Genomic DNA, 25,610 nt, shown 5'->3' on the forward strand with positions numbered 1-25,610 from the left:
GCGGCTACGCGGGTGGACGCTGGCCCCAGACGCCGAAGATGGTGGGGCCGTAGAACCAGGTGTTCGGATCCTTCAGCCGCTCGGAGTACTGGTCGAACTGCTCGCGCGTGAGCAGCCGCATCTTCTCCGCGTACGGCCAGTACTGCTCGCCGGTGAGCTGGTGGAACTCGGCGGTGGGGCTGCCCCCGGAGAAGTAGAGCATCTCGCCCTCGGCGTTGACGTTCTGCAGCCCCAGCCGCTGGAAGGTACGCGGCAGCGTCCGGGCCCAGTCCACGGCCGTGCCCGCGGCGCGCCCCATGGCGTGCATGATCTCCACCACCTGGAGGAAGGGCCCCGTCTCGTTCTGGAAGAGCGAGAAGGTCTCCATCTCCTCCAGCAACAGCCAGCCGCCCGGCTTGAGCGAGGCGGCCAGCCGCTCCACCAGCTCCTCCCGCTCGGCCAGGTGCTGGAGCAGCATCCGCGAGTGCACGAGATCGAAGGTCTTCTCGGGAGGCCGCATCGTGGGGACGTCCTGCTGGCGCACCTCGAGGATGGCACTGGCCGCGCCGGCCACGTACCGGGTGTTCGTGTCCACGGCGAGCACGTGGCCGTGCGGTGCCACCCGGTAGCTCATCCAGCGCGCGATGGAGCCGCTGCCACAGCCCACCTCGAGGCAGCGCCACCCCTCCTGGATGCCCAACCCCTCGATGCGCCGCAGGGTGATGTGATCGGCCATTCCCTCGATGGCTTGCAACCGCCGGCGCCCCTGCGCGCCGGAGTTGCCCAGGTCCTGTGTGTAGCCCTGGATCTTCGCTGCCACCGTCTCGACCTGTGAGGTCATGGAGTCCACCCCAGATTCAATGGGGGGCGGAGCATAGCGTGTGGACCGCGCGCTTTCCGACCCCCCCTCAGGAAGACCCGCCTTCCACCGGTGGGGCCACATGGCTTTCACTTCTGGACAGCACGACCACGTGGCCGGTGACGGGTTGTCCGGCCTGCTTGCGCAGGGTCTCTTCCCGCTCCAACACCGGGTGAAGGTGGGCCGCGCTGGCGCAACCTCGCAGGTAATCGAGGTGGTGGACGTAGCGCGCGGTGGGCTGGAGCCGGTACCCGGGTGCGGTGCCCTTCTCCACGGTGAAGGCGAACAGGCCGCCGGGCGCGAGCCGCCGGGCCACGTGCTGGAAGAGCGTCTCCAGCGCGCCGAAGTAGACGAGTACGTCCACGGCGACGATGAGCTCATGGCTCGCCGGGGAGGCGGCGAGCTCCGCGGTGATCTCCCCGGCCCGGAGCACGTCGTACACGCCGCGCTCGCGCGCCTTGTCGAGCATGCCCGTGGACAGGTCGATGCCCTCCAACCGCCGGGCGAAGGGCCGGAGGAGGGGACCGGCCAGTCCGGTGCCGCACCCCAGGTCGAGCACGTCCAGCTCCCGCCGTCCGCCGAGCACGGAGCGCACCGCGTCCATGAGCCGCTCGGGCGCGCGGTAGGAGAGGAAGCCGCGCAGGCTGTCGTCGAAGCTGGGGGCGTAGAGGTCGAAGAGCGCGGCGACATGAGCGTCGGCCATGCGCTCCGGCGGGGGGCCACCGGACTCGGCCGCTTCCATGTAGGCGATGGCCGCGTCCCGGGCGGACTCGGGGATGCGCAGCTCGTGGCAGCGCCGCTCGTACAGGTGGCGGCGGAGCGGAACCACCTCGCTGGCGCGCCCGTTCTCCTGGAGGATGGAGATGAGCATCTTCAGCGAGTCCTTGTCGTCCGGTTGCTGGTCGAGGTGCTCGCGCAGCGCCGCCTCCGCCGCCAGCGGCTCGCGCCGGGACCACAGCACGTGGGCCGCGTAGGTGGCGGGCACGAGCTCCGCCCCTTCGAATCCACACGCTTCCAGGCGCGCACGCCAGTCAATGGGAGAGGGCTTCATGGGGTTCCCCCAGAAGGTACACCCCGGGCGATCCACATGGCCATTGACGCCGGGCTCGCTCCCTTGGAAGCGTGGCGTCATGGACGACATGGTGCGGGCACGCAGGTACGCGGTGGTGACGGGCGCCTCGAGTGGCATCGGCCGGGAGCTGGCGTCGCTGCTGGCACGCGAGGGGTATGCGCTGGTGCTGGTGGCCCGGCGCACCGGGCCCATGCAGGAGCTGGCGGAGCAGCTCCAGCAGGCCCATGGAGTGCCCTCGGTGGTGGTGGGGGCGGACCTGGTCTCGCCCGAGGGCGTGTCCACCGTGGTGAACGAGCTGAAGACGCGCCAGCTGGACGTGGAGGTGCTGGTGAACAACGCGGGCTTCGGGCTGGCGGGGAATTTCGAGGTGCTGCCCGCGGAGCAGCAGGTGGGGATGTTGGATCTCAACGTCCGGGCGCTCACCGCGCTCACCCGCGAGCTGGTGCCGGGGATGGTGGCGCGCAAGCGCGGGTACGTGCTCAACGTGGCCTCGCTGGCGGCCTTCACGCCGGGCCCGTTCATGTCCGTGTACTACGCGAGCAAGGCGTACGTGCTGTCCTTCTCCACCGCGCTGCACGGGGAGCTGAAGGGGCAGGGGGTGAGGGTGACGGCGCTGTGCCCGGGGTTCACCGAGACGGAGTTCGCCGCGCGGGCGGGGGAGCACCAGAAGGCCCGGCTCTTCAGCGGCCCCATGGGGACGAGCACCGCGCGCCAGGTGGCCGAGGCGGGCTTCCGGGGCCTGATGCGGGGCAAGCCGGTGGTGGTACCCGGGCTCTCCAACCGCCTCTCGGCCTGGTTCATGCCGCTGACCCCGCTGGGGCTGAGGCTGCGCATCGCCGGGTACATGAACGCGAGCGAGCCCTGATCCGGTGGAGTTGAGCCGGTGGTTCGGCCGGAGTTAGAGAGACGGGATGAAAAAGCGCTACCGCTGCATGATGTGCCAGTACATCTATGACCCGGCCGTGGGCGATCCCGACTCCGGCATCGCGCCGGGCACGGCCTTCGAGGACATCCCCGACACCTGGTACTGCCCCGAGTGCGGCGCGGGCAAGGCCGACTTCGAGCCGTTGGAGGACTAGGCGGCGGCTAGGGGGCCGGGCGGCGCAGCACGTAGACGACGCGCTGCGAGCCGGGCTCGATGGGCTGTAGCTCGCTGCGGGTGAAGGGCGCGCCCACCAGCTCCATCATCGCGTCCATGTTGCCGTGCATGAAGTGCGGGTCGATGCCTGGCGTGGTGCCCAGGGCGGCGAAGAACTCGGGCATCACCTCGAAGGTGACCTCGAGCGCGCCATCCGGCAGGAAGCGGGTCCGGGCCGACAGGAAGTTCGTCCCCGACTGCAGCCCGCGGGAAATCCGGCCCAGCGAGCGCTCCCAGCCCAGCATCCGCAGCATGGCGAACACGGCCCGGCCCATGGTGGTCTGGCCGTACCCGTCCACCAGCTTGCGGCCAATCTTGTAGCGGGCCTGCTCGTTGGACAGGTCCGGGAAGAGGACCTCGGAGCACACCCCCACGGCGGCGAACCAGGTCGGCACCGAGTAGGCCACGAGGAACGGGTGATCCAGGTCGATGCCGATCTTCTTGAGCCGTGCCCGGGTGTGGGTGTCGAGCCGCTCCTTGAAGGCGTGCTTGAAGAGGGCCTCCACCACCTGACTGAAGATGACGGGTTCCTTCCGGGGTACGGCAGCGGTCATCATCGAGCATCCCTGGGACGAATGGGTACCCAGCCCCGCGGCAGGGTACCCCCTACGTGGTGGCCTCTACCACCATCTCCAGGGATTTGGTTTCCGGAGTTGTGTCCCAAGGTAGGACATTGTCCTGCCTGTGAGGAGAGCTACTGGATGAGGTCCGCCTGGCGGGTGGCGGTGTTGCGGACGAGGCCGAAGTGGCTCTCGGAGAGGGTGTAGGAGGCGGTCTCGTTGGTGAGCTGGCTGGAGTGGACGCCGTCCACGGTGCACACGCCGGTGGCGCAGACGATCTCATCCGAGTTGCTCTTGAGGGAGTAGATGCGGGTGGCCATGCGCTTGCCTTGGATGCCGGTGAGGAAGGGGCTCTTCACGGACAGGCCCCAGTAGCCGCAGGTGGAGGTGACGACGTTGAAGGGGTAGGTGCCGCAGGTCCACAGTCCGCGGTAGCCGGCGGCGAGCCCCACGAAGGCATCCACGCGGCTCTGCACGCCCAGGTCGAGGATGGCCTTGATGGCGAGCGTCACGCCCATGGAGTGGCCGATGACGTCGATCTTCCCGGTGCACGAGCGGGCGAGGGCCTGGGTGATGGCGTCGCGGACGGGGGTCTCCTCGGAGCCGGAGTGGTCGTTACAGGCGGCGCACGTCTTGGAGCCCCAGCTGGGGCGGAAGATGTCCGCGGCGGCGTACCCGCGGGAGATCAGCGTGTTGTAGGTGTTGTTGTAGTCCGAGGGATAGGAGGTGTTGCCGTGCACCAGCACCACCGCGTCCCGGCACGTCTGCGCGCTGGCGGAGGCCGCGGCGAACCCGACGACGAGAACGGACAGACAACGCACTGCGCTCGACAGCCGCTTCATCTCCATGGTGCTCCTCCGGGGCAAGTGCCGTCCTCCTGGGACGGTACGGCCGGGGAGCCTTCATGAATCATGATTCAGGTGTCAACTGCTGATTCCCGGATTCAGGGAAAATAGTGGATGGGGGTGGGGGTTACTGGGGCAGGGTGACGCTGTGGGCGAGCACCATGCGCCATTGGCCGCCGCGCTTGAGGGCGATGTCGGTGAAGGCGCCCAGGTCGGCCACGGTGGTGCCGTCCTCCATCTGGACTCGGGCGCGCTGCCGGCCGAGGAGGACCCCGACGTCACCATAGATGCGGGCTTCGAGGTCCTCGGACTCGACGGACAGGATGGTGCCGGGGATGGCGAGGATGGCGGCGATGAAGCCGGCGCGATCCACCGGGGGATTGCCCGGGACGCGGAGCTCGAAGCGCTCGTCCAGGATGCGCTCGAGCATCTGGCGATCCCGGGTGCGGATGGCGGTGAACATGTCCTTCTCGAGCTGGAGCAGCTGCGCCTGGTCGGTCATGTTCGAGGAGTCTGCCTGTCGAGCGGAGCGAAGTCCGCAGGCGGTGCACAGGCAGAGGACGGCGAGGAGCGTGAGCCGGGCGGGGGTTCTCATGGAGCCGAAGATACCGGTCTCCTGGGGGAAGCCCCGGGGCGCTCACCGGGAGGGCGTTCTGGCTCGTGTCGAGCCGGTTACCCGCGCGGCGTCACTTGCGTTGACTTGGCTCAGCCAAACTACGCGCTCGCCGGGTAGGTGGCGCCTCCTCACTTGGAGGAGGGCAGGCCCTCGGCGGTCTCCACGACCTTCTCCAGGGCCTTGATGCCCTTGCGCTGGCCCACGGCCACCACGGTGAGGTTCTCCCGGGCGAAGTAGCGCCGGGCCACGTCGCGCACGTGCGCCGCGCTGGCCGCGTCCACCAGGTCCGCCCGGCGGCCGAAGGACTCGGGCCGGCGGAACAGCTCCGTGCCGCCGAACCACCCGGCCAGCTCGCCCGGCGAGTCCTGGGAGAACTCCAGCAGCATCCGGTGCCGCCGCTTGGCCCGAGCCAGCTCCTCCTCGCCCACCGGCGTGGTGCTCAGCTCGCCCAGCACCCGGAACACCTCCGCCACCACCAGCGAGGCCCGGTCCGGCGCGCTCGCGGCTTCGATCTCGAAGATGCCCGCGTCGTGGAAGGCCTCCAGCGAGGCGTGCACCGAGTACGCCAGCCCCCGCTTCTCGACGATCTCGAAGGGCAGCCGCGAGGACAGCCCGTCATCCAGGAAGCGACGCAGCAACTGCAGGGCGGGCCAGTCCTCGTGGTGCTCGGGGACGGTGCGGAAGCTGATGCGGAACTCCGTCTGCGACTCGTCGTGGGTGACGACGTGCAGGTGCGGCCCGGCGGGTGTGGGCGGCGGCGGCAGGTCGATGCTCTCGGCGCCCCGGGGCAGCCGCGCGAAGTGGCGCTCCACCAGCGCGAGCACCTCGTCGTGCTTCACCCGGCCCGCCGCCGTCACCACCATGTTGCCGGTGACGTAGTGGCGCGCGAAGTGCTCGCGGATCTGCTCGTGGGAGAGCAGCGAGACGGACTCCTTCGTGCCGGCGATCTTGAAGGCCAGCGGGTGGTCGCGGAAGAGCACCCGCTTGGACAGGTTGTCGATGTCGATGTCCCGGCCCTTCTCGTCCACCTCGTCGAGCATCTCCTCGAGGATGATGTTCCGCTCCACCTCCATGTCGGTGAGCTTGGGGCGGGTGAGCATGTCCCCGAGCACCTCGAGGCCCACGTCGAGGTGCGCCGGGTGCAGGGGCGTGTAGTAGTAGCCGTGGTCGCGCGTGGTGACGCCGTTGAGGTTGCCGCCCACCTCCTCCACGGCGGAGTTCATCTTCACGGTGTCCGGCCAGCCCTCGCTGCCGCGGAAGAAGAGGTGCTCGAGGAAGTGGCTGACGCCATTGTTGGCGGCCGTCTCGTGGCGGCTGCCGGTGCGCACGTACACCGCGAGCAGGGCGGTGTGCAGGTGCGGGGTCTCGATGGTGACGACGCGCAGCCCGTTGGGCAGGACATCGCGGTGGTAGCTGAAGCTCATGCGCGGGGAAGCCTGACGGAGAAGGTGGTGCCCTGGCCGGACTCGCTCTGGCACCCGAGCGAGCCGCCATGGGCCTTGAGGATCTGCTGGCAGACGGCGAGCCCCAGGCCCGTGCCGTCTTCCTTGGTGGTGAAGAAGGGTTCGAAGATGCGCGAGCGCACGGCCTCGGTCATGCCGCGGCCGGTGTCCTGGATGCGCACCTCCACCTCGCGCTCGTGCACGCGCGTGGAGATGGTGAGCCGGCCGCCATCGGGCATGGCCTCGCGGGCGTTGCGCAGCAGGTTGAGGAACACCTGGCGCAGCTGGCCCTCGTCGGCCAGGGCCTGGGGCGGAGTCTCGGCGAGCTCGCTCGCCACCTCCACGTGGGCGCGCTCCAGCTCCTCGCGGGAGAAGTCCAGCACGCTGGCCAGCACGTCGGTGACGTCGGTGGGCTCGAGGCTGGGCCGGGGCGGGCGCGCCATGCGCAGGTACTGCTCCGTCACCTCGGTGAGCCGGTCCACCTCGCGGGTGACGGCGGCGAGCAGCTCGCGCGCCTCGCGGGCATCCACCGGGGACTCGAAGGTGGCGCGCTCGAAGGCGTCCTGCATCAGCTCCACGTTGAGGCCGATGGAGGACAGGGGGTTGCGCACCTCGTGGGCCACCTGGGCGGAGATGCGGCCCACGGCCGCCAGCTGCTCGGCGCGCATGAGGGCCTCGGCCTGGGCCTTGAGCTGGGCCTCGCGCGCCTGGAGCGAGCGGGCCATGGCGTCGAACTCGCGGGCGAGCACCGCCACCTCGTCGTCACCGCGCACGCCCAGCTGGGCGCTGTAGTCGCCGCGGCCGATGCGCGACACGCCCTCGATGAGGGTGCGCACCGGGCGCAGCGTGCGGGCCGACCAGGCGGTGGCGCCCAGGCCCACGCCGATGGCCAGCACGGACAGGGTGATGATGGCCAGGCCCGTGCGCCGCTCGCGGTCCTCGGCCCCGTCCACGCGCTCGCGGATGCGGTTGCTCAGCGCGGCGCGCAGGAAGCGGATGTCCCGGCCGATGGAGGACTCCTGTTGGCGCAGCTCGGCGGTGGCCCGTGCCACCTCCTCCGCCAGGGGCTGCTCGTTGGAGAGCACCGTGAAGACGGCCTCCGCCGCCCGCCCGTAGGCCTGGTAGCGGTTGGCGAGCTCCCCCAGGCGCGACTCCAGGTCCTGGACGAAGTGCACCTCGCCGCCAGGCGCCAGGGTGCGCACCTCGCTGGCCCTCGCCTTGGCCGCCTGCAGCCGCTCCGCCATGAGCGAGGGAAAGTACAGCCGGGCCAGCCGGATGAGGGCCCGCCGTGTCTCCACGCTGCCCTCCTCGAGCAGGCGCTCGGTGTCCTTCTCCTGGTTGGTGTGGAAGGACTCGAGCGCGGCCGCGTCCTGCGACAGCTGGAGGTAGCCCTGGCTCACCAGGCGGATCTCCAGCCGGTTGCGGTGCAGCTCGGCCACGCTGAAGAGCGACACCGCGCCGAAGGTGGCGAGCACCACCGCGTAACCAAGGAAGATGCGGGTGGCGAGCGAGAGCTTCATTCAGGGGGCGGGGGCCGCGTTGACCACGGACGGAGCCCATCGCTACGCTCGGGACGGTCCGAGCGCAAGCCCATCTTTAGCCTTCGCCGGGACCTGAGACCGCAAAAGGGGAACACGATGAGGCGGAGTATCAACGGGTGGACCTCGTCCGCCCGCCGGGGCAGGGGACAGGGCAGGGCCCGGTCATCAGGTGGGAAGGCCTGGATGGTGGCGCTGGGTCTCCTGAGTGCCTGCGGGCCGAAGGAGGAGATCTACGCGGTGGAGATCAACCACCTCAGGACGTGTAGCGGCACTCCGGCCCTGGAGGGCGTCCGCTACCTGCGCTTGCGCGTGACCGGCGAGGACATGGAGCCCGTGGAGCGCTACGAGCCCGTGGAGCGCTACGTCCTGAGGGAGGGGGACGACGTGTCCGAGTATCTCAGGCGGCGTCAGCCGCTGCTGCCCCCCGTCCCCCTTGGGAAGGGTCGTGTCCTGGAGGTGCGTGGCTATACGGATCTGCCTCGCTCGGGGGGCCGTGTGGTGGCCCTGGGACGCTCAGCGCCCTTCCAGGTCCAGGCGCGGCAGGCCGGGGAGGGCTTCCCGGGCGTCCACGTCGCCGTCCGTCGGGTGGATGAGTACGTGCGGTATGGGCGGCAGGGCGTCGAGGATGGCGAGTGCGCGTCACTCTCGCTCGCTCAGCCTCGTGCGGCGCACACCGCGACGCTGCTGGAGGACGGCCGGGTGCTGCTGGCCGGAGGCTTCCAGTCCAGCCCGGACGGCCGCGACACCTCGGTGTCCCAGGTGGAGATCTTCACTCCGCTGCCAGCCCCTCCAGGGCCCTATAGGCCGCAGGTCGGGTCGCTGTCAGGCCTGGTGGAGGCGGTGGTTGAGAGCGCGCCTCTGTGGGCGCCGCGTGCGTTCCACACCGCGACGTTGCTGCCGGGCGACAAGGTGCTGCTGGCGGGCGGTCAGGTGGAGTCGGTGGAGGGCTCGTTGCCCCTGCGGAGCGCCCAGGTGCTGGACCTGGTCTCGAACACGTCCACCGAGGTGGAGTTGAAGGCGGCGCGCAGCCATCACGCGGCGGCGGTGGACTCGGGCGGACGGGTGCTGTTCGTCGGCGGAGTGGGGGCCGGCGGCGAGGTGGTGGCCGAGGCCGAGGGGTATGATCCCTCCACGGGCCAGGTGCTCCCCGTGAGCACGCCGGTGCCTCGCGTGGGCATGTCGGTGATGCCGGTGCGGGATGGCCGGAACATCGCGGTGGTGGGCGGCTCGGACGGGACGTCGCTGCGGCCCGAGGTGCTGTTCTTCTCCTTCCAGGCTGGCTCCTTCGTCCCGGTGGGCGAGGGCGCGCGGTTGCGCGAGCCCCGGCGCGATGCGGCGCTCGTGCCGTTCGGCGGGCCGGAGCGGCTGCTGTACGTGGGAGGGAATGCCTCGCCGGGTGGAGGGGAGGACGCGCGCTTCCTGGCCTCCTCGGAGGTCCTCTCCCCGGGCGCGGCGACGCAGGTGTCCCCGGGTCCCCAGGTGTTCGCCCGGAGCGGGCTGTGCGCGGTGACGCTCCCGGATGGCCGCGTGCTGACCTTCGGGGGGTTGCGGTACGACGCGGGGGCGTTCGTGAGCGACTCGCACGCGGAGATGCTCGTTCCCGGGAAGGACGGCGCCGCTCCGGCTCTGCTCGGGTTGAAGCCCCTAGACCGTCCGCGTCACCAGCACTCGTGCACGGTGCTGCGGGATGGCTCGGTGCTCATCGCGGGCGGCGTGGAGGACACCGGCACCCAGCGCACCACGCTGGACGACCTGGTCATCTACATGCCGGCTCCGCTGGACTGACCCCACCTTGATTCACGAAGCATCCCGCCTACGGCGCTCAGAGGCCGGATCTTCCGCCTCAGCGGTGGTTTCGGCACGGGGTCACCACGCACCCGATGGGTGAGGTGGATGGAGGACCCAGCAATCGCCTCGGAGGCCGACAATCCGGCCCCGAACCGTGCTTCGCGGCGCGCTCTCGTGGGCTGACAAGTCCTCTTCACCTCTCTTTCAGCTCGCCCTTGGGCTTCGTTGACACTCACCGGCCCTGGCATGTCACTCAAGCGCCGGAGTCCACTCGTCGACTTCGACCTTCAGCGAGGACGTCGTTGCGATTTCACCCAGGAGCTTCCTGAGCGTTCCCGCGTTTTCCCCCCCGAGCGTGAAGGTCTGGATGCCCGCGGGTTTTTCCCTCAGGGTGCTATTGCAAATCATTGCCGCATCGGAGCGTTCATACAGTCCGCAGAAGGGCCCGGTGGGAATCGGCTTCGTGAACCCAAAACTGCTCATCAACGGGTCGAGGCGAGAGAGAACGTCGGGTTCGTCGCTGGCGAAAATGCCCTCGCACTGCTGCGGCATCTTGCCAAGTCGAAAGCTCAAGAATGCACCCCACGCCAACATCTCGCGCAAAGTCTCGAATTGGTCATGAAGCTCACCGCCTCGCGCATGCCGCTTGGTTACTCTCGCATCCGATCGAGCCGGCGCGTCGAGATCGTAGAAGACATGCAGAGGCATCATCTCGTCGGACTCATGTGCGATGAGCAGGAATCGGGGATGAGGCACGACCAGCTTCTCGGCATAACAGGCGAGCACGCGCTGGGCTGAGAAGTCCAGGCTCGGATAGGCCAGAGGGCCCATGCTCTGGCCCATGCGGGTCAGAAACCAATTATAGAATGGAGGCAAGGGGCGGCCTGCAAGCCGCTCGATCTGCGCGATCTCGTCTGGCGTGCTGCCCTTCCACTGCTCGGCGAGCCCGGGTACGCTTCTCAGGAGTAACTCCTCCATCTCAAGTTCTAGTCCTTGTGCTGGCACTTCTCCTCCTTGTCTCCAGGGCAAAGCATCAACGGAATGATGAGCTCGCAGGTCCTACACGGTGGGACGGTCGTGCCGTGTTCAAACGTTCTGACAACCACCTGCCCTTGGCTCTCATCGAAGAACTGGATCGGCGCCCCGGTCGGCTTGCCCTTGCTGTGGAAGAACTGTTCTGTGAGGCCACCTGGGTAGGCGCCCCCATCCAGAGCGAGCAAGAGCGTTTTTTGGGCAGCACATGTTCCCGGCGGATAGGCGGCGGGTCCTGTTCGGTCGCGGTCACTCTTTTTGGCTCGGCGATCGGCTCTGTCCCATATCGGATTCACGTTCGTTTCTCCGAGGCGTTTTAGAAGGTGTGAGTGAACCCGTTCTCGCGTGGCGGTGTAGGTCTTGTCGTCTTCATCTCTGGCATCGATTGATAGAGAACCTGTAGGTGCGTGCCACCCGAGGTGCTTGATGACATCGCAGACCTCCAGGAGCGTCACGGCCGACTGGTCTGCATACTTTTGTCCACACTTGCACTGGACCACACCCAGCATCGTCACCAGGCGGCGCCCCTTCTTGGCTCCCACCATCGTGTCGAGCTTCGATGCCAATTCTGAAGCGCCGACCTTCGTCTTTTCCGTCTCTTCCAGTGCGTCATGTTGCTTGCCGCACAGGGGGCAAGCGTCCTTTCCAGTGACGGCTGTGACGAACCCGGTCGCTTGGAGCACGCCCATCATCGTCGCTGCGTTGGCTGGACTCCCGCTCGGTCCACAGTTGTTGAGCATCGGGTCGCCGAGCAACTGGACGTTCTTCCCCTCGATCTTCACGTCGATGGACCCGGGACCCACGAAGCTCGTGGGCCCTTCCACGTTCGAGGAGACGATTCCTCCGCCTGTTCCCTTGCTGGCCACGTCACCCATGGAACCGAAGGTGGCGCCCCTGATCGCCACCTTCTTTCCTTCGATGGTGACACTCTTGGAGTAGTTTTTCGGGTCTGTTCCGCTCTTGCCGATGTTGGGCAGCGGGGTGGGGACAAACGGCGCCGGAGGCCCCGGCATCTTGCACACGTTGGGGACCGTCGCCGCGGCGACTCCGTTGCTCCCCTCGGTCACCGGGGTCTTCGGCGTATTCACAGTGACTTTCGACATTCGGATTGTCTCCTCATGATGCCTGCGGAGCTTGCAGGAGCATGGCCCCTCTCAGTCCGCCATCGGAACCGGCCATCACCAGCGCCCGCGGGCCCCGCGCATAGCCCCGTGCGAACGCTTGGACCGCCAGGATGCTTCCGAGCGCCCCAGACGCGGCGCCCACGTCACCCCAGCAGTCGCTCGGAGCCTTGTACCCAGGTGTCTTCCAAACCGACGGCGCACGCAACGCGGTGAAACCCCACTCCTCGCTGCGGTAACGCTCACCGTTGATATCCGTGTACACAACATCGACGCTCTCGCGGGGACGGTCGAGCCTGGCGATGGCGCCCTCGACGGCCTGGGTCATTGCGGCGCCGAACGAGCCCGTGTCACTGTCACGCAGGAGTCGCTCCTGTGCGGTGCTCGCCCCTCGTACGACAGCCAGTTGGGGGAGGCGCAAGCGACGGCGCAGTCCCGCGCTGAGCAGTGCGAGACATCCAGCTCCCTCTCCAGGGGTGAACCCGTTGCGAATACCCGGCTGTGCGAACCGGCGGTCGCGCTCCAACCATGCGAACGTGTCCGCGTGGTGATAGCTATCCACGCCAACGACCAGGAACAGCTCGTCATGGCTCTCGGAGCACTCCCGCCTCACCTGCTCGACCGCCCGGATTGCCCCGGCGTGCCCGCGTCCGGCAATCTCGACGTGCGTGTTGGACGTCTTCGCTCGCAAGTGCACGGCCAGGGAGTCCGTCACCCAGGCCGCGTCGTTCTCGGAGAACCCCGGGCGGGTTTCTGGCAGTGCGAGCAACACACGGAGCCTGCCTCCGTAAAGGATCCTCTGATCGATCTTGGCTTCAATCTCCTCGAGAACACTCTGGGCCATGGGCACCAGACGGTCTCGTCCCTCGAGTCTGGGCGCGAGCAGCCCGTCGGCGGCGACCACGACCGGCTCGCCGCGAGGGTCGATGAAGGGATACTCGGCGTACCGCGTGATGCCAGCGCGCACGGCCGCCGCGCTGCTCTCGGCGGTGAGCCCGACCGGGGTTCGCGCGCCGACGGCTACCAGATCGACCTGGGCGTTCACGTCGTGCTCCTTCGTTCGACGATCTCCGTTTCGTCGAGATAGTCTGCCTCAGGGGCGGGAACTCGCAGCACGCTCTGCCACACTAGGCAGAGGCGCCTCTCCTCGGGCTCCACGAGCACCGTCACCACGCGCGGGCCGTGCTGCTCGCGCCGCGTGCCGATGCGTGTGGTGAAGCCAAGCGAAATACGCGGGAGCTCGAAGCGCAGGACACCGTCGGGGGTCATGTTCAGGAGCTCGACACGCTCTCCGCCGACAAGGGGCTTCTCGGTCCGCTGGTCCGTGGGGGCACTCAACGCGAAGGAGGGATGGAAGTCATCAGGCAGCAAGGGCTTCTTCGATTGCTCCCACCGTGCGTCATATGTCCCCGCGAGCTTGCGCCGCGGCATCCATGAGGAATCGATCGGGCCGAACCCCGCCGGACCCATCTCCGCTGGCTCGCCACGTGGATACTCTATCGCGTGGGCCACTTGCCCAACGACGTGAGCTGCCCGCCGTGCGAAGCCGCGCCCGATCGGGTTCCGCTCGTCGATGCGATGCTTCTGGGGAGCGGGGTCGGTCAGATCGCCGCCACCGAACGCGAACTCGTATCGGATGGGGCGTCTGGTGAACGGCTGCGGCCGGGTCACCGTCACGCTGAGCAACCCCCGGTCGTAGAGGCGATCCCCATGGACGAGCAGTTCCTTGTGGAGCCGTTCGACATGCAGAGAGACTGGCACTGTCGGAGCGGGCTTGTCATGAGGGGCGTGCGCGTGCGCGATGACCAACACGTCCGTGCCCGGCTTCGCCGCGAGAAGATCCGAGTCGTAGCGCAAGCTCGACCGGCCTGGTTCGCCGAAATACTCTGGCGCCAGCACCGGGGGCAGTTGCTCGTCCGCTAGCATGAGCCGTCCCCCGGGAGCGATGTCGAACGTTGCCTTGACCGCGACGAGCCACCAGTGGACCCCGTCCTTGTCGCGCGTCCAGTTCCGCTCCGCAGCGTAAGCTGTGCGATTCTTCAGTGCCCACATTGATTCAACACCCCACACCGGAGCAGCGACGTTAGGTAAATTCAGACGAATGTGTCAAACGTTGTAGGTGTGGGCTCCCAGCGTTCCAGTTGCTCAGATGGCGGATGGTAGGGCCTGCTGGAGAAGGCGTCCCGCCTGTTGGGCTGGTTCCAACCAGACGAGGTGAGGGCTGGGCTCCACCACAATCGGAGGATGTACCGGATGAAGATGCCCATGAATTCGTTGGGAGCAGGGTCGGACGACGGAATGCGCGAGCCCATCTGGGGAAGCAGGCTGGGGTGGATTGTTGGGATGGACGAGGCGGGATGGGTGCTGGTGGATTTCGAGGGAAACAGCGCGGGCCGCCCGTTGGCCGCCCGGCGGACAGTTCCGCTGGAGCCCGAGACGCTACAGGATGCCATTGCTACCCGTCAGCGCGCGGTATTGCTCGTCGAAAATGGAGACCCCTTGATGCCGCTGGTGGTGGGGCTGGAGCAGACACCCAGTCCCACGCCGTTACTGGACGCGGTGCTCGCGCAGCCTGCTCCCACCGAGGAACAACCCATGGAGGCCCATGTCGATGGCAAACGGGTCGTCATTGAGGGCCAGGATGAGATCGTCCTGAGGTGTGGCCAGGCCAGTATCACCCTGCGGCGCAATGGCCGGGTCGTCATCAAGGGCATCCAGCTCGAGAGCCACGCCTCGGGCACTCACCGCATCAAGGGTGGCGCGGTGCAGGTGAACTGACCCATGGCCTCCCTGCTGATGGACATCTACGAGGAGCACCTGGACGAGGCGAGCTTCCTCTGGGTGCAGTGGGAGCGCGCCCTGGTGGCGCCGGATTACAACTTGGAGGACGCGGCCACGCTGGATGAGCGGCTTCTGGCGCACCTGGACGGACTGGTGGTGGGCGGCGAGCCCGTGGCCAGGGAACTGCTGTTGCCCGCGCTGGACTCGGAGGACCCGCCGCGCATCTCCGCCGCGCTCTGGGCGCTGCTGGCCGAACCCGTGCGCATGGAACTGGCGGAACTGGTGAAGCAGGTGCGGGCCGCCGCTCCCGAAGGGCCGCTCGCCGCCCTCCGGCGGGCGCTGGAACTGAACGGACGGCCGGAGGTGGGCGAGGCCCTGCTGCCATTGTTGAAGGCGCAGGAGCCCCTGCTTCAAGCCTGGGCGCTCAAGGTCCTCGCCGCCAAAGGTCCTCGCCGCCAGGGGACAGCTCCCTCGCGGTATCGAAGTGGAGGTGCTCGGCTCCCCGGACGCCCGGGTAGTGGTGGCCGTGCTTCGCGCAATGCCGTCCTTGCCCCGGGACGTGGCCTCGCGCGAACTGCCCCGGTTGCTGGTGGACGCCCGTCCTGGCGTGCGGGAAGCCGTCATCACGGCGGGGATGATGTCTGGAATAAACGCCGCCTGGGATGCATGCCGCAAGGTGGTGGATTCACGCACGAGGGTGGACCGGACGTCGCTGGTGTTGCTGGCGCTCGGGGGAGACGAGCGTGACCTGGTGCGGCTGCTGGCGTGCACTGGGGTGGAGGCGATGCGCGAGGACTCCCTCTGGGCCCTGGGCTTCAGTGGCCGGGTGGAGGCTGCCGAGGCATGTCTGGAGTTCATGGGGCCTGGACCCGTGGCGGCACTGGCGGGCGAGTCCTTCAGCGCCATCACCGGGCTGAAGCTGGAGGGCACCTTCGTAGGGGGGGAGGAGGAAGAAGAGCCGCTGCCCCCGCTGGAGGAGGACCTCTCACGGGAGCTGGAGCCTCAGCCGGAGGATGCGCTCCCGGTGCCAGCAAGAGAGGCGGTGGCCGCGTGGTGGAAGGAAGCCCGGAAGGACTTCGCCCGCGGTACCCGCTACCTGCGCGGACGCGCGTTCAGTCTGGATGGGCTGCTGGATGAGCTGGAGCGAGGCCCCATGCGGCGACGGCACATGCTCGCGCTGGAGCTCTTCCTGCGGAGCCAGGGGGCGTGCCAACTCCAGACGCGGGCCTTCACTCAGCGACAGCACGCCGGGCTGGCGCAGGCCCGGGAGATGCGCGGACGTCTGTCGGCCTCTGCCTTCCCGCGTATTTTGGGCGGCTGAGGCCCAGGGCCGAGGGCAATGGCGTCGCCTGCGCCCAGGTGCAGAACCCAGGCACGCTACGCCTCCCAGTGGGAGGCGGCGTGCCTCGGGAGCGTCGTTACGCGGTGGGCGTCTGGGCCTTCTCGTCCTGCTGAGGCTCGGTCTTCGCCGGCTGCTCGCCCGACGCCGCCGGCTCGCTCGCCGCCGCCACCGCCTGCTGCTGCGCCGCCTCCGCCGTGGCACGGGCCTGCGCGGCCTCCTCCACCTTCCGGTCGCTCGCCGCCATCTCGTCCGGCGTCAGCTCCGTGCGCTCGGCCAGCATGCCCGTCTTCTTCTCCAGGTCCTTGATCGCCCGGCGCAGCAGATCCCGCTCCAGCAGCGTGCGGTTCAGGCGCTTCTCCAGCGCCTTGTACTTGTCCTTCACCAGCTCCAGCTCGTTCTTGCTGGCCGCGAAGATGCGCTGCTGCGAGTCCGCCCGGCCCTTCACGCGCTTCAGCTCGCGCTCCAGATCGGCCGCCCGGCTGCGCTCCTTGTTCGCCGTCTGCTCCAGCCGCTCCATCTTCTCGCGGTCGGCGTCGTTCAGGTCCCGGTAACGGCGCTGGGCCTTCTCCGCGGCGGGCTCGGCGGCGGCGGCGGGCACCACCGTCGTGCTCGTGTTCACCACCCGCTCCTCCGGCTGCGCCGGGGCCGACAGCTGCTGCGCCTGCGCCGGGGCCGTCACCGCCGGAGCGGCAGCGGGCGCCGGAGCGCCGCCACGGCGGCCTCCCTTGCCGCCCATCTCCACCTCGGACTTCAGGCGGGCGATCTCCGCCTCGGCCTGGGCCAGCTCGCCCCGGACCACCTCCAGCTGCAGGGACGCGCTGCGCTCCACCTCGGCGCGGGCCTTGGCCAGATCCTTCTCGCCCTTCTCCCCCTCCTTCTGCTCGTAGAGCTTGCGCTTGGCCTGCTTGAGCTGCTCCTTCACCTCCTGCAGCTGCGCACGCTGTTCATCCATCTCCTTGCGCCTGCGATCCAGCTCCGCCTCCAGCTTCGCGCGCGCCTTGCTGTCCGACTCCAGCTCGGCCCGCGCCGTGGGCGAGGACGACGAGGGGAGCGCCGCGGCCGACTTCTGGCCGAAGAACACGTAGGCGAGCGTGGCGAGGAAGAGCACCGACACGACGACGAGCAGAACTTCCAACACGGGGGTGACCTCCGGGGATGATGCAAAAAGCGGCGCAGCCTAGCGTCCGGCGGCGGCACGTCAATAGGTCTCGTTGCCCGCCCTCCGGCCGTCAGGACAGGCCCCACCCCGCCCGCTCCCTCCTGCGAGGTGGGGACCCGCTGCTCAAGTTAGGGGCCAGGGTGCCGGGGTGCCGGAAAGCCCGTACGGTGGCGCGCAGGGTAGGGGGGCTTTCTCCGGGACCGGGAAAAACGTAAAGGTGGGGGCTCGCGCACCGTCCTGGAGGAACCCCGCGTCATGGCTCACCTGGAGCTCATCCCCAAGGAGAACGTTTCCAGCTTCCGCAAGCTGGCCATCGGCAGCTGGAAGACGGCGTACGACCCGACCGTCTACGGGACGATGACGCTGCGCATGGACAAGGCCCTGGCCTACATCGAGGCCTTCCGTGTGAAGACGGGCATCCGGCTCACCGTCACCCACCTGCTGGCCAAGGCCATGGCCGAGGCGCTGCGCCGCTGCCCGGACGCCAACGCCATCCTCCGCTTCAACCGCATCTACCTGCGCAAGCGCATCACCATCTCCACCCTCGTGGTGCAGACGGACGGCGGCAAGGTGGACCTGACCTCGGCGAAGATCGACGACGCCGAGCAGAAGTCCCTCCGGGAGATCTCCGCCGAGCTCGAGGCCGCCGTGCAGAAGGTCCGCCAGCGCAGGGACGAGGCGCTGGAGAAGAGCAAGGGCACCATCCACGCGCTGCCCTACGCCTTCCTCAACTTCTTCACCTGGCTCATCTCCTTCTTCATGTACACGCTGAACTGGGACATGACGTGGGCGGGCATGCCCCGGGACGCGTTCGGCTCGGCCATCATCACCAACGTGGGCTCGCTGGGGCTGGACACGGCGTACGTGCCGCTGGTGCCCTACACGCGCGTGCCCATCTTCATCGCCCCGGGCGCCATCAAGGACGCCCCCGTGGTGGAGAACGGCAAGGTGGTGCCCGGCAAGCTGATGAACGTGAATGCCTCGTTCGATCACCGCTTCATCGACGGCTTCCACGCCAGCATCCTCGCCAACACGTTCCGCGAGATGCTGGAGAACCCCTTCGAGCACTTCGACAAGCTCGACGAGGTGGCCCCCGCGGTGCCGGCGGACGTCAAGCCGCCGGTGTCCGCCGCGGGGTAGTCCCCCCGGGTTCCCGCTACGCCCAGGCGTTGCGCCAGGCGCGGGAGCCCATGCTGGCCCCCATCTCGCGCAGGCGCCGCACCCGCTCGGGGATGGGCGGGTGGGTGGAGAACAGGCCCATGATGGCGCCGCCGGACAGCGGGTTCACGATGAACAGGTGCGAGGTGGCCGGCGCCCGGTCATAGGGCATCAGCTCCGCGCCGCGCTCCAGCTTCAGCAGCGCATTGGCCAGCGCATCCGGATCCCCACACAGCTCCGCCCCCGTCGCGTCCGCGCCGTACTCGCGCGAGCGGCTCACCGCCAGCTGCAGCAGCGTGGCGGCGATGGGCGCCACCAGCAGCACGCCCAGGTTGCCCAGCGCGTGCCCCAGCCCCTCCTCGTCGTCATCGCGGCTGAGCAGCGAGCCGCCGAACCAGAAGAGCATCTGCGCCGCGTAGCTGATGACGCCCGCCAGCGTGGCCGCCACCGTGCCAATCAGCGTGTCGCGGTTCTTCACGTGCGCCAGCTCGTGCGCCAGCACGCCCTCGAGCTCCCGCTGATCCAGGATGTCCAGGATGCCGGCCGTCACCGCCACCGCGGCGTGCTCCGGGTTGCGGCCCGTGGCGAACGCGTTGGGCGTCCGGGTGGGCAGCAGGTACAGCTTCGGCTTGGGCATCCCCGCCCGGGCCGCCAGCCGCTCCACCATCTGGTGCAGCCACGGCGCCTCCGCGTACTCCAGCGGCTGCGCCCCGTGCATCGCCAGGGCGATCCGATCGCTGAACCAGTACGAGCCGAAGTTCATCACCACGACGAAGAAGCCCGCCACGACGAGCCCCTGCGGGCCGCCCAGGCGCTCGCCGACGAACAACATCAGCGCCGTGAGTCCCGCCAGCAGCACCGTCGTCTTCAGCGCGTTGCCCAGCCGGTGTCCCCAGCCGCTCCCGCGCACGCCCCCCTGGGGCATCGACGAGCCATACCTCCCGCCAGCACTCATGACGTTGCCTTGCCTTTCCTTTCCCCTCTCGGGTTCTGGATCAACCTAAGCAGGCGGCGGGGCGCGTCAAACGCACCCGGAACCCCCGGCGCTCGTCAGAGGTAGAAGCGGTCCACGACGCCCGCGGTCCTCTGCAGGATGGCGCTCCAGCCGACCCAGCCGTCGATCGGCCCCTTGTCCGCCAGGTGCTCGGCCCCCAGCGCGCCCAGAGAGCCCGTGCAGCCCTGCACCGTGCCCAGCCCGGACTCGCGCACGTGCTCCAGCAGCTGGCGCAGCGTCGGGATGCGGCGCGTCTCGAAGCGGTCCGCCACGTCCTCGCGCGGTGGCTCGAAGTCCGGGTCATCCAGCCGGCCCTCGAGGAAGCGCTCCAGTGCCCACCAGAAGAGGTACACCTCCGCCTTCCGGCCCGACGCCACCGCCGCCGCCGCGATGGCCAGCCCCTGGTGCACGCGGTCGTAATCGCCGCTGTGCAGGAAGACGACCACCTTGGGCGCGGGAGTACTCACGCGGCCCTCATACCGTCCACCCTCCCACCCGTCCACCCGCACTCCCCGTCCGCTCCCGTTGAACAGCCGTGGCTTGCGCCTGCTTGCCCTACTTGCTAGGGAATCGGGGATATCGGACACTCTCCGCGTTTTTGTAAATTTCCAGGCACATGGTTCCTACACAGGGCAGGCGAGACGTCATGGGTGAGGAGTCGACGGCGAAGCGCAAGGACGATCACCTCGACCTGTGCGCGACCGGAGACGTCGAGCCGGCACAGAACAGCACGCTGTTGGAGTGCGTCCGGCTGGTGCACTGCGCGATGCCGGAGCTCTCCGTGGACGAGGTGGATCTCTCCACGGAGTTCCTCGGCAAGAAGCTGCGCTACCCGCTGCTGATCACCGGCATGACCGGTGGCACGGAGCGGGCCGGGGCGGTGAACCGGGACATGGCGCTGCTGGCCGAGCGGCACGGGCTGGCCTTTGGCGTGGGCAGTCAGCGCGCCATGGCGGAGAACCCCCAGCTGGGAGCGACGTTCCAGGTGCGGCAGGTGGCGCCCACGATTCCCGTGCTGGGCAACATCGGCCTGTACCAGGCGGTGGGGCTGGGCGTGGACGGGGTGCGGCGGCTGGCCGAGGCCATTGGCGCGGACGGCATGGCGCTGCACCTCAACGCCGGCCAGGAGCTCACCCAGCCCGAGGGCGACCGGGACTTCCGCGGCGGCTACAAGGTGGTGGAGGGGCTGGTGCGCGTCTTCGGCGCGCGCCTGCTGGTGAAGGAGACGGGGTGCGGCATCGGCCCCGAGGTGGCGCGCCGGCTGGTGGAGCTGGGCGTGCGCAACCTGGATGTCTCCGGGCTGGGCGGCACCTCGTGGGTGCGGGTGGAGCAGCTGCGCGCCTCGGGCGTGCAGGCCCAGGTGGGCGCCGAGTTCTCCAGCTGGGGCATCCCCACGGCGGCGGCCATCGCCACCGTGCGCAGGGCCGTGGGCCCGGACGCCCGCCTGGTGGCCTCGGGCGGACTGCGCACGGGCCTGGACGTGGCCAAGGTGCTCACCCTGGGCGCGGACGTGGGCGGCATGGCCCTGCCCCTCTTCCGCGCGCAGCAGCAGGGCGGACTGCCAGCGGCCGAGCAGGCACTCGCCACCATCCTCACCAGCTTGAGACAGGCGCTCGTGCTCACCGGCAGCCGCACCTGCGCGGAGCTGCGCCAGAAGCCCCGTATCATCGTGGGGGAGTTGAAGGACTGGCTCGCGGCACTGTAGGGATTATTCCCGCGGCTCCGAATTGCCTTCCGTCGTGGAGAAACGAATGTCCGAATCGCTGACGTCCCGGTTGTCTGGCTTCCACAAGCTGTCGATGGTCGAGCGCCACGAGAAGCTCTCCCAGATGCTGGGCCTGGACGAGATGGACCTGGCGCAGCTCCAGGGCATCAGCGCGCTGCAGCCGGGCCTTGCGAACAAGATGATCGAGAACGCCGTGGGCACGTTCTCGCTGCCGCTGGGTCTGGGGTTGAACCTGCAGATCAACGGCCGCGACTACCTGGTGCCCATGGCGGTGGAGGAGCCGTCCGTGGTGGCGGCGGTGTCGTTCGCCTCGAAGATCGTCCGCGAGGCGGGTGGCTTCACCGCCGAGGCCGATGATCCGATCATGATCGGCCAGGTGCAGCTCACCCGCTACGGGGACCCCACCGAGGCCACCAAGCGCATCATGGCCGCCAAGGAGGCCATCCTCGCGCTGGCCAACAGCTTCCACCCGTCCATGGTGAAGCGGGGCGGTGGCTGCAAGGACATCGAGGTGCGCGTGCTGCCGGCCCCCGAGGGTCCGCGCGGTGAGCCGCTGCTCGTGGTCCACCTGATCATCGACACGCAGGAGGCCATGGGGGCCAACCTCATCAACACCATGGCCGAGGGCGTGGCCCCGCTGCTCGAGCAGCTCACGGGCGGCAAGGTGTTCCTGCGCATCCTCTCCAACCTGGCGGATCGCCGGCTGGCGCGCGCCACGTGCCGGATTCCCGTGGCGCTGCTGGCGGACTTCGACATGCCGGGAGAGAGCATCGCCGAGGGCATCTACCAGGCGAGCCGGTTCGCGCTGGCGGATCCCTACCGGGCGGCCACGCACAACAAGGGCATCATGAATGGCATCGACTCGGCGGCCATCGCCGCGGGCCAGGACTGGCGCGCCATCGAGGCGGGTGCGCATGCCTTCGCCTGCCGGGATGGGCAGTACCGGCCGCTGTCGACGTGGCACGTGGAGGACGGGCACCTGATTGGCCGCATCGAGCTGCCCATGGCGCTGGGCCTGGTGGGCGGTCCCATCAAGATCCACCCGGGCGTGCAGGTGGCCATGAGGATCCTCCGCGTGGAGTCGGCGCGCGAGCTGTCCATGGTCTTCGCGGCGGTGGGACTGGCGCAGAACTTCGCGGCGGTGCGCGCGCTGGGCTCGGTGGGCATCCAGAAGGGCCACATGGCGATGCACGCGCGGTGCGTGGCGGTGACGGCGGGCGCGCGCGGTGACTGGGTGGAGAAGATCGCCGAGCTGCTGGTGACGGCGGGCCACGTGAAGGTGGAGAAGGCCCGGGAGATCATCGAATCACTGTCGGAGTCGGACTTCCGCGCTGCCACCGGCACCGACGGGTGACAACATCCTCTCCCACCGGGAGAGGGCCGGGGCGAGGGGTTCCTCTCGCCCTGGTCATGACAGGACATCATGGACACGAACAACACTTCCTCCCTGACCGGCTTCGGCGCGGGCAAGGTCATCCTGCTGGGCGAGCACAGCGTGGTGTACGGCTACCCGGCGCTCGCGGGCCCGCTGTCACGTGGCGTGACGGCGAAGGGCGAGCCGTCCAACAAGTGCCAGCTCGTCATTCCGGATGCCCTCATGCCCGAGCAGCGCAAGGTGCTGAAGGCGGCCTTCGCGCGGGCCATGGCGGCGTGCGGCGAGCCCGGGGTGAAGGTGTCGTTCGACACGGATCTGCCGCTGTCCATGGGACTGGGCAGCTCCGGGGCGCTGTCGGTGGCGTGCTCGCGGGTGCTGCTGCAGGCGGCGGGGCGCAAGGCGTCGGCCTCCGAGGTGGCGGCCGTGGCGTGGGAGATGGAGCAGGAGTTCCACGGGACGCCGTCGGGCGTGGACCACACGACGAGCGCCATGGAGCAGCTCATCCTCTACCGCCGCAAGCCGGGCGCGGAGCATGGCCGGGCCAAGGTGGTGGACAGCCCCAAGCCGCTGAAGCTGGTGGTGGTGATGGCGGGCGCGCGCAGCCCGACGAAGCAGACGGTGGGCGCGCTGCGCGAGCGCCAGAAGCGCTGGTCCGAGCGCTACCAGCGCATCTTCCGGGAGATCGGCCTGCTGGCGTCCGAGGGCGCCGAGGCGGTGGAGGAGGGGGACCTGGAGGCGCTGGGTGACGTGATGAACGTCAACCACGGCCTGCTCGCGGCGCTGGGCCTGTCCTCGCCGGGCCTGGACGACATGGTGCACCGGCTGCGCAACATGGGCGCGCTGGGCGCCAAGCTCACGGGCGCCGGTGGAGACGGTGGCGCCGTCATCGGCCTGTTCACGGAGACGGAGCCGGTGGTGCACGAGCTGACGCGGCTCGGCATCCGGTGCTTCGACAGCCAGCTCGCGGGCCCGCGCGCCGAGGGAACCCGGGGGGCGGCATGAAGGCCACCGTCCGGGCACACCCCAACCTCGCGCTGGTGAAGTACTGGGGCAAGCGGGATGACGCGCTCATCCTCCCCCACCAGTCGAGCCTCTCGATGACGCTGTCGCCCTTGTCGGTGCGGACGACGGTGGCCTTCGGCGTGGGCTCGGCGGACGAGGTGGAGCTCAACGGGTACGTGGCCAAGGGCAGCGAGCGCGACCGCGTGCTGCGCGTGCTGGACGCGGTGCGCGCCGAGGCGAAGGGCGCGAAGCTGGGCCCGGCGAAGATGGTGTCGCGCGGGGACTTCCCGGCGTCGGCGGGCCTGGCGAGCAGCGCGGCGGGCTTCGCGGCGCTGGCGGTGGCGGCGCGCTCGGCGGCGGGGCTGCCGGCGGACCCCCAGGCGGCGAGCATGCTGGCCCGGCTGGGCAGTGGCTCGGCGTGCCGCAGCGTGCAGGGCGGCTTCTGCGAGTGGATGCGCGGCGAGCGCCCGGACGGCACGGACAGCTACGCGGTGCAGCGCTTCGACGAGAAGCACTGGCCGGAGCTGCGCATGGTGGTGGCCATCGTCAGCCGCGACGAGAAGGAAGTGAAGTCGCGCGACGGCATGAAGAACGCCGTGGAGACGAGCCCGTACTACCCGGCGTGGGTGAAGGACGCCGAGGCCGAGGTGGTGCGCGCCCGCGAGTACCTCGCGAAGAAGGACCTGCAGGCGCTGGGCGAGATGTGCGAGCGCAACGCGTGGAGGATGCACGCCACGTCGCTCGCGGCGGATCCGCCCCTCTGCTACCTGATGCCGAAGACGCTGGAGCTGATCCACTCGTTGCGCGAGCAGCGGAAGAAGGGCGTGCCGGTGTGGTTCACGCTGGACGCGGGCCCCAACCCCTGCATCCTGACGGACGCGGCGCACGAGCTGGCGGCCGAGGCGGCGGCGATGGCCTGCGGCGCCACCGAGGTGGTGCGGTGCGTGCCGGGCGGTGACGCGACGCTGCTGACGGAGCACCTCTTCTGATGGAGCGCGCGCTCTCGGCCCCGGGGAAGCTGTTCGTGTCTGGCGAGTACGCCGTGCTGTGGGGCGGCGTGTCGCGCGTGGCGGCGGTGGGCCCGCGGACGGCGGCGCTGGTGAGCCGGCGGGCGGACAGCCGGGTGCACGTGTGCGTGGAGGAGGGGACGCTGTCGGGGCGGACGACGCCTCGGGGCGTGAAGTGGGACCGGGAGGTGCCGGCGGGCTTCTCCTTCGTGGCGCGCACGCTGGACGAGGCGCTGCGGCTGCACGGGCGCGAGTCGGTGGGCTTCGACCTGGCGGTGTCGCCGTCGGCGGTGGATGCCAACGGGCGCAAGCTGGGCATGGGCGGCAGCGCGTGCGCCACGGTGCTGGCGGCGGACGCGGTGCGCTTCGTGCTGGAGGAGAAGTTCGACGCGCTGAAGGTGGCGCTCGTCTCGCACGCGGCGGCGCAGGGCGGGAAGGGCAGCGGCGGTGACGTGGCCGCGAGCTACGCGGGCGGTGTGGTGCGCTACCGGCGCTACGAGGTGTCGGGGCTCATCGAGGCGTCGAGCGCGGGAGGCTATCGCGCGGCGCTGGACGCGGCGCCCACGGTGGACGTGTGGCGGCTGCCAGTGCCCAAGGTGTCGCTGGGCTATGCCTTCACGGGGGAGAGCGCCTCGACGCGGGTGCTCATCTCGCAGGTGGAGGCGAAGATGGGCGAGGCGGGGCGGCGGGCCTTCGTGGAGCGCTCGGACGCGCTGGGGCACGAGATTGAAGTAGGACTCGGGGGCGGGGACTTCCGCGCCTTCTCCGAGGCCGTGCGCGAGCAGCACGCGCTGCTCCAGGAGTTGGGTCCGCTGGAGACCGAGCCGATGCACCGGGTGCTGGCGATGGCGTCGGCGTACGGGTGCGTGGGCAAGCAGTCCGGTGCCGGAGGCGGGGACGGTTGCATCCTGTTCGCCCCGGACGCGGAGAAGCGGGCCGCGCTGCTCGAGGGCATCCGCGCGCGGGGCTTCCACACGCTGGAGCTCGACGTGGAGCCCGGCGTGCGCGGCGAGGCCCAGCCGGACGCGCGGCTGCGCGCATGGCTCGACGCCTCGCGGTGAGGAGCGCGCCGG

The 25,610-nt window shown here is 69.4% G+C and carries 25 protein-coding genes; 11 read left to right on the plus strand and 14 right to left on the minus strand.

The window, feature by feature from the left end; all coding sequences use genetic code 11:
• Nucleotides 1-4 precede the first annotated feature (4 nt).
• Together VFZ09_RS11830 and VFZ09_RS11835 are read right to left on the minus strand one after the other, a co-directional pair.
• Nucleotides 5-820 carry a class I SAM-dependent methyltransferase gene (locus VFZ09_RS11830; RefSeq protein WP_329727634.1) on the minus strand — a complete coding sequence of 272 codons (816 nt, stop codon included), beginning with the start codon at nucleotides 818-820 and terminating at the stop codon, nucleotides 5-7.
• Between the two features lie 67 nt (nucleotides 821-887).
• Nucleotides 888-1,889 (minus strand): class I SAM-dependent DNA methyltransferase, encoded by a 1,002-nt coding sequence (locus tag VFZ09_RS11835; RefSeq protein ID WP_329727635.1) that lies wholly within the window; start codon nucleotides 1,887-1,889, stop codon nucleotides 888-890.
• A 79-nt stretch (nucleotides 1,890-1,968) separates the two neighbouring features.
• On the opposite strand from VFZ09_RS11835, the gene VFZ09_RS11840 reads away from it, so the two are divergent.
• Nucleotides 1,969-2,775, plus strand: a complete 807-nt coding sequence (locus VFZ09_RS11840; protein WP_329727636.1) for an SDR family oxidoreductase — start codon at nucleotides 1,969-1,971, stop codon at nucleotides 2,773-2,775.
• Nucleotides 2,776-2,821: 46 nt separating this feature from the next.
• The gene (gene rd, locus VFZ09_RS11845) at nucleotides 2,822-2,989 is read left to right on the plus strand and encodes a rubredoxin (RefSeq protein ID WP_329727637.1); all 168 of its coding nucleotides are present in this window, start codon (nucleotides 2,822-2,824) and stop codon (nucleotides 2,987-2,989) included.
• A 7-nt stretch (nucleotides 2,990-2,996) separates the two neighbouring features.
• Here the strand turns inward: rd and VFZ09_RS11850 are convergent, their stop codons facing one another.
• From VFZ09_RS11850 to VFZ09_RS11870, 5 genes are all read right to left on the minus strand, one after another.
• On the minus strand, nucleotides 2,997-3,605 hold the full coding sequence (locus tag VFZ09_RS11850) for a DUF2378 family protein (RefSeq protein WP_329727638.1): 609 nt from the start codon (nucleotides 3,603-3,605) through the stop codon (nucleotides 2,997-2,999).
• 137 nt (nucleotides 3,606-3,742) lie between these two features.
• Nucleotides 3,743-4,456, minus strand: a complete 714-nt coding sequence (locus tag VFZ09_RS11855; protein WP_329727639.1) for a hypothetical protein — start codon at nucleotides 4,454-4,456, stop codon at nucleotides 3,743-3,745.
• A 124-nt stretch (nucleotides 4,457-4,580) separates the two neighbouring features.
• Nucleotides 4,581-4,955 carry a nuclear transport factor 2 family protein gene (locus tag VFZ09_RS11860; protein ID WP_329727640.1) on the minus strand — a complete coding sequence of 125 codons (375 nt, stop codon included), beginning with the start codon at nucleotides 4,953-4,955 and terminating at the stop codon, nucleotides 4,581-4,583.
• A 242-nt stretch (nucleotides 4,956-5,197) separates the two neighbouring features.
• Nucleotides 5,198-6,493: a pitrilysin family protein gene (locus VFZ09_RS11865; RefSeq protein WP_329727641.1), complete on the minus strand. Its 1,296-nt coding sequence runs from the start codon at nucleotides 6,491-6,493 to the stop codon at nucleotides 5,198-5,200.
• Nucleotides 6,490-8,031, minus strand: coding sequence for a sensor histidine kinase (locus tag VFZ09_RS11870; RefSeq protein WP_329727642.1), 1,542 nt, complete (start codon nucleotides 8,029-8,031; stop codon nucleotides 6,490-6,492). The genes VFZ09_RS11865 and VFZ09_RS11870 overlap by 4 nt, the downstream gene beginning before the upstream one ends.
• A gap of 204 nt (nucleotides 8,032-8,235) precedes the next feature.
• Between VFZ09_RS11870 and VFZ09_RS11875 the strand changes: the two genes are divergently transcribed.
• Nucleotides 8,236-9,837 (plus strand): kelch repeat-containing protein, encoded by a 1,602-nt coding sequence (locus VFZ09_RS11875; protein WP_329727643.1) that lies wholly within the window; start codon nucleotides 8,236-8,238, stop codon nucleotides 9,835-9,837.
• A 252-nt stretch (nucleotides 9,838-10,089) separates the two neighbouring features.
• On the opposite strand, the gene VFZ09_RS11880 is transcribed toward VFZ09_RS11875, so the two are convergent.
• The 4 genes from VFZ09_RS11880 to VFZ09_RS11895 are packed head-to-tail and all read right to left on the minus strand — an operon-like array spanning nucleotide 10,090 to nucleotide 14,045.
• On the minus strand, nucleotides 10,090-10,845 hold the full coding sequence (locus tag VFZ09_RS11880; protein WP_329727644.1) for an SMI1/KNR4 family protein: 756 nt from the start codon (nucleotides 10,843-10,845) through the stop codon (nucleotides 10,090-10,092).
• Complete coding sequence (locus VFZ09_RS11885) at nucleotides 10,827-11,975, minus strand: PAAR-like domain-containing protein (protein WP_329727645.1); 1,149 nt, start codon at nucleotides 11,973-11,975, stop codon at nucleotides 10,827-10,829. Before VFZ09_RS11885 ends, VFZ09_RS11880 begins: the two co-directional genes overlap by 19 nt.
• A gap of 13 nt (nucleotides 11,976-11,988) precedes the next feature.
• Nucleotides 11,989-13,038 carry a hypothetical protein gene (locus tag VFZ09_RS11890; RefSeq protein WP_329727646.1) on the minus strand — a complete coding sequence of 350 codons (1,050 nt, stop codon included), beginning with the start codon at nucleotides 13,036-13,038 and terminating at the stop codon, nucleotides 11,989-11,991.
• Complete coding sequence (locus VFZ09_RS11895) at nucleotides 13,035-14,045, minus strand: DUF2169 domain-containing protein (protein WP_329727647.1); 1,011 nt, start codon at nucleotides 14,043-14,045, stop codon at nucleotides 13,035-13,037. Before VFZ09_RS11895 ends, VFZ09_RS11890 begins: the two co-directional genes overlap by 4 nt.
• A gap of 201 nt (nucleotides 14,046-14,246) precedes the next feature.
• Between VFZ09_RS11895 and VFZ09_RS11900 the strand changes: the two genes are divergently transcribed.
• Both VFZ09_RS11900 and VFZ09_RS11905 read left to right on the plus strand, forming a co-directional pair.
• Nucleotides 14,247-14,771: a DUF6484 domain-containing protein gene (locus tag VFZ09_RS11900; RefSeq protein WP_329727648.1), complete on the plus strand. Its 525-nt coding sequence runs from the start codon at nucleotides 14,247-14,249 to the stop codon at nucleotides 14,769-14,771.
• 493 nt (nucleotides 14,772-15,264) lie between these two features.
• The gene (locus VFZ09_RS11905) at nucleotides 15,265-16,095 is read left to right on the plus strand and encodes a hypothetical protein (RefSeq protein ID WP_329727649.1); all 831 of its coding nucleotides are present in this window, start codon (nucleotides 15,265-15,267) and stop codon (nucleotides 16,093-16,095) included.
• Nucleotides 16,096-16,192: 97 nt separating this feature from the next.
• Here the strand turns inward: VFZ09_RS11905 and VFZ09_RS11910 are convergent, their stop codons facing one another.
• Nucleotides 16,193-17,251: a cell envelope biogenesis protein TolA gene (locus tag VFZ09_RS11910; RefSeq protein ID WP_329727770.1), complete on the minus strand. Its 1,059-nt coding sequence runs from the start codon at nucleotides 17,249-17,251 to the stop codon at nucleotides 16,193-16,195.
• Between the two features lie 279 nt (nucleotides 17,252-17,530).
• Here VFZ09_RS11910 and VFZ09_RS11915 point away from each other — a divergent pair, with 279 nt between their 5' ends.
• A complete protein-coding gene (locus VFZ09_RS11915; protein WP_329727650.1) occupies nucleotides 17,531-18,415 on the plus strand; it encodes a 2-oxo acid dehydrogenase subunit E2 in 885 nt (294 codons plus the stop codon).
• 16 nt (nucleotides 18,416-18,431) lie between these two features.
• Here VFZ09_RS11915 and VFZ09_RS11920 read toward each other — a convergent pair whose 3' ends face one another.
• Both VFZ09_RS11920 and VFZ09_RS11925 read right to left on the minus strand, forming a co-directional pair.
• Nucleotides 18,432-19,388, minus strand: a complete 957-nt coding sequence (locus VFZ09_RS11920) for a zinc metalloprotease HtpX (protein WP_414640694.1) — start codon at nucleotides 19,386-19,388, stop codon at nucleotides 18,432-18,434.
• A 95-nt stretch (nucleotides 19,389-19,483) separates the two neighbouring features.
• Nucleotides 19,484-19,894, minus strand: a complete 411-nt coding sequence (locus VFZ09_RS11925) for a hypothetical protein (protein ID WP_329727651.1) — start codon at nucleotides 19,892-19,894, stop codon at nucleotides 19,484-19,486.
• Nucleotides 19,895-20,073: 179 nt separating this feature from the next.
• Here VFZ09_RS11925 and fni point away from each other — a divergent pair, with 179 nt between their 5' ends.
• From fni to VFZ09_RS11950, 5 genes are all read left to right on the plus strand, one after another.
• Nucleotides 20,074-21,132: a type 2 isopentenyl-diphosphate Delta-isomerase gene (gene fni, locus VFZ09_RS11930; RefSeq protein ID WP_329727652.1), complete on the plus strand. Its 1,059-nt coding sequence runs from the start codon at nucleotides 20,074-20,076 to the stop codon at nucleotides 21,130-21,132.
• 46 nt (nucleotides 21,133-21,178) lie between these two features.
• Nucleotides 21,179-22,507: a hydroxymethylglutaryl-CoA reductase, degradative gene (locus VFZ09_RS11935; RefSeq protein ID WP_329727653.1), complete on the plus strand. Its 1,329-nt coding sequence runs from the start codon at nucleotides 21,179-21,181 to the stop codon at nucleotides 22,505-22,507.
• Nucleotides 22,508-22,576: 69 nt separating this feature from the next.
• A complete protein-coding gene (mvk, locus tag VFZ09_RS11940) occupies nucleotides 22,577-23,530 on the plus strand; it encodes a mevalonate kinase (RefSeq protein ID WP_329727654.1) in 954 nt (317 codons plus the stop codon).
• On the plus strand, nucleotides 23,527-24,519 hold the full coding sequence (gene mvaD, locus VFZ09_RS11945) for a diphosphomevalonate decarboxylase (RefSeq protein WP_329727655.1): 993 nt from the start codon (nucleotides 23,527-23,529) through the stop codon (nucleotides 24,517-24,519). Before mvk ends, mvaD begins: the two co-directional genes overlap by 4 nt.
• A complete protein-coding gene (locus VFZ09_RS11950; RefSeq protein ID WP_329727656.1) occupies nucleotides 24,519-25,598 on the plus strand; it encodes a phosphomevalonate kinase in 1,080 nt (359 codons plus the stop codon). The genes mvaD and VFZ09_RS11950 overlap by 1 nt, the downstream gene beginning before the upstream one ends.
• Nucleotides 25,599-25,610: the final 12 nt, after the last annotated feature.

Origin of the sequence: Archangium sp. (assembly GCF_036277355.1) — a bacterium.
In the GTDB taxonomy this organism is placed as follows: domain Bacteria; phylum Myxococcota; class Myxococcia; order Myxococcales; family Myxococcaceae; genus Archangium.

What these genes read in the sequence shown, in the direction of transcription:
- VFZ09_RS11950 (WP_329727656.1), top strand. Translation starts at nt 24,519, where the DNA reads ATGGAGCGCGCGCTCTCGGCCCCGGGGAAGCTGTTCGTGTCTGGCGAG.
- mvk (WP_329727654.1), top strand. Translation starts at nt 22,577, where the DNA reads ATGGACACGAACAACACTTCCTCCCTGACCGGCTTCGGCGCGGGCAAG.
- VFZ09_RS11855 (WP_329727639.1), bottom strand. Translation starts at nt 4,456, where the DNA reads ATGGAGATGAAGCGGCTGTCGAGCGCAGTGCGTTGTCTGTCCGTTCTC.
- VFZ09_RS11850 (WP_329727638.1), bottom strand. Translation starts at nt 3,605, where the DNA reads ATGATGACCGCTGCCGTACCCCGGAAGGAACCCGTCATCTTCAGTCAG.
- VFZ09_RS11875 (WP_329727643.1), top strand. Translation starts at nt 8,236, where the DNA reads ATGGTGGCGCTGGGTCTCCTGAGTGCCTGCGGGCCGAAGGAGGAGATC.
- VFZ09_RS11935 (WP_329727653.1), top strand. Translation starts at nt 21,179, where the DNA reads ATGTCCGAATCGCTGACGTCCCGGTTGTCTGGCTTCCACAAGCTGTCG.
- VFZ09_RS11920 (WP_414640694.1), bottom strand. Translation starts at nt 19,388, where the DNA reads ATGAGTGCTGGCGGGAGGTATGGCTCGTCGATGCCCCAGGGGGGCGTG.
- VFZ09_RS11860 (WP_329727640.1), bottom strand. Translation starts at nt 4,955, where the DNA reads ATGACCGACCAGGCGCAGCTGCTCCAGCTCGAGAAGGACATGTTCACC.
- VFZ09_RS11885 (WP_329727645.1), bottom strand. Translation starts at nt 11,975, where the DNA reads ATGTCGAAAGTCACTGTGAATACGCCGAAGACCCCGGTGACCGAGGGG.
- mvaD (WP_329727655.1), top strand. Translation starts at nt 23,527, where the DNA reads ATGAAGGCCACCGTCCGGGCACACCCCAACCTCGCGCTGGTGAAGTAC.
- VFZ09_RS11915 (WP_329727650.1), top strand. Translation starts at nt 17,531, where the DNA reads ATGGCTCACCTGGAGCTCATCCCCAAGGAGAACGTTTCCAGCTTCCGC.
- VFZ09_RS11830 (WP_329727634.1), bottom strand. Translation starts at nt 820, where the DNA reads ATGACCTCACAGGTCGAGACGGTGGCAGCGAAGATCCAGGGCTACACA.
- fni (WP_329727652.1), top strand. Translation starts at nt 20,074, where the DNA reads ATGGGTGAGGAGTCGACGGCGAAGCGCAAGGACGATCACCTCGACCTG.
- rd (WP_329727637.1), top strand. Translation starts at nt 2,822, where the DNA reads ATGAAAAAGCGCTACCGCTGCATGATGTGCCAGTACATCTATGACCCG.
- VFZ09_RS11835 (WP_329727635.1), bottom strand. Translation starts at nt 1,889, where the DNA reads ATGAAGCCCTCTCCCATTGACTGGCGTGCGCGCCTGGAAGCGTGTGGA.
- VFZ09_RS11900 (WP_329727648.1), top strand. Translation starts at nt 14,247, where the DNA reads ATGAAGATGCCCATGAATTCGTTGGGAGCAGGGTCGGACGACGGAATG.
- VFZ09_RS11865 (WP_329727641.1), bottom strand. Translation starts at nt 6,493, where the DNA reads ATGAGCTTCAGCTACCACCGCGATGTCCTGCCCAACGGGCTGCGCGTC.
- VFZ09_RS11870 (WP_329727642.1), bottom strand. Translation starts at nt 8,031, where the DNA reads ATGAAGCTCTCGCTCGCCACCCGCATCTTCCTTGGTTACGCGGTGGTG.
- VFZ09_RS11840 (WP_329727636.1), top strand. Translation starts at nt 1,969, where the DNA reads ATGGACGACATGGTGCGGGCACGCAGGTACGCGGTGGTGACGGGCGCC.
- VFZ09_RS11895 (WP_329727647.1), bottom strand. Translation starts at nt 14,045, where the DNA reads ATGTGGGCACTGAAGAATCGCACAGCTTACGCTGCGGAGCGGAACTGG.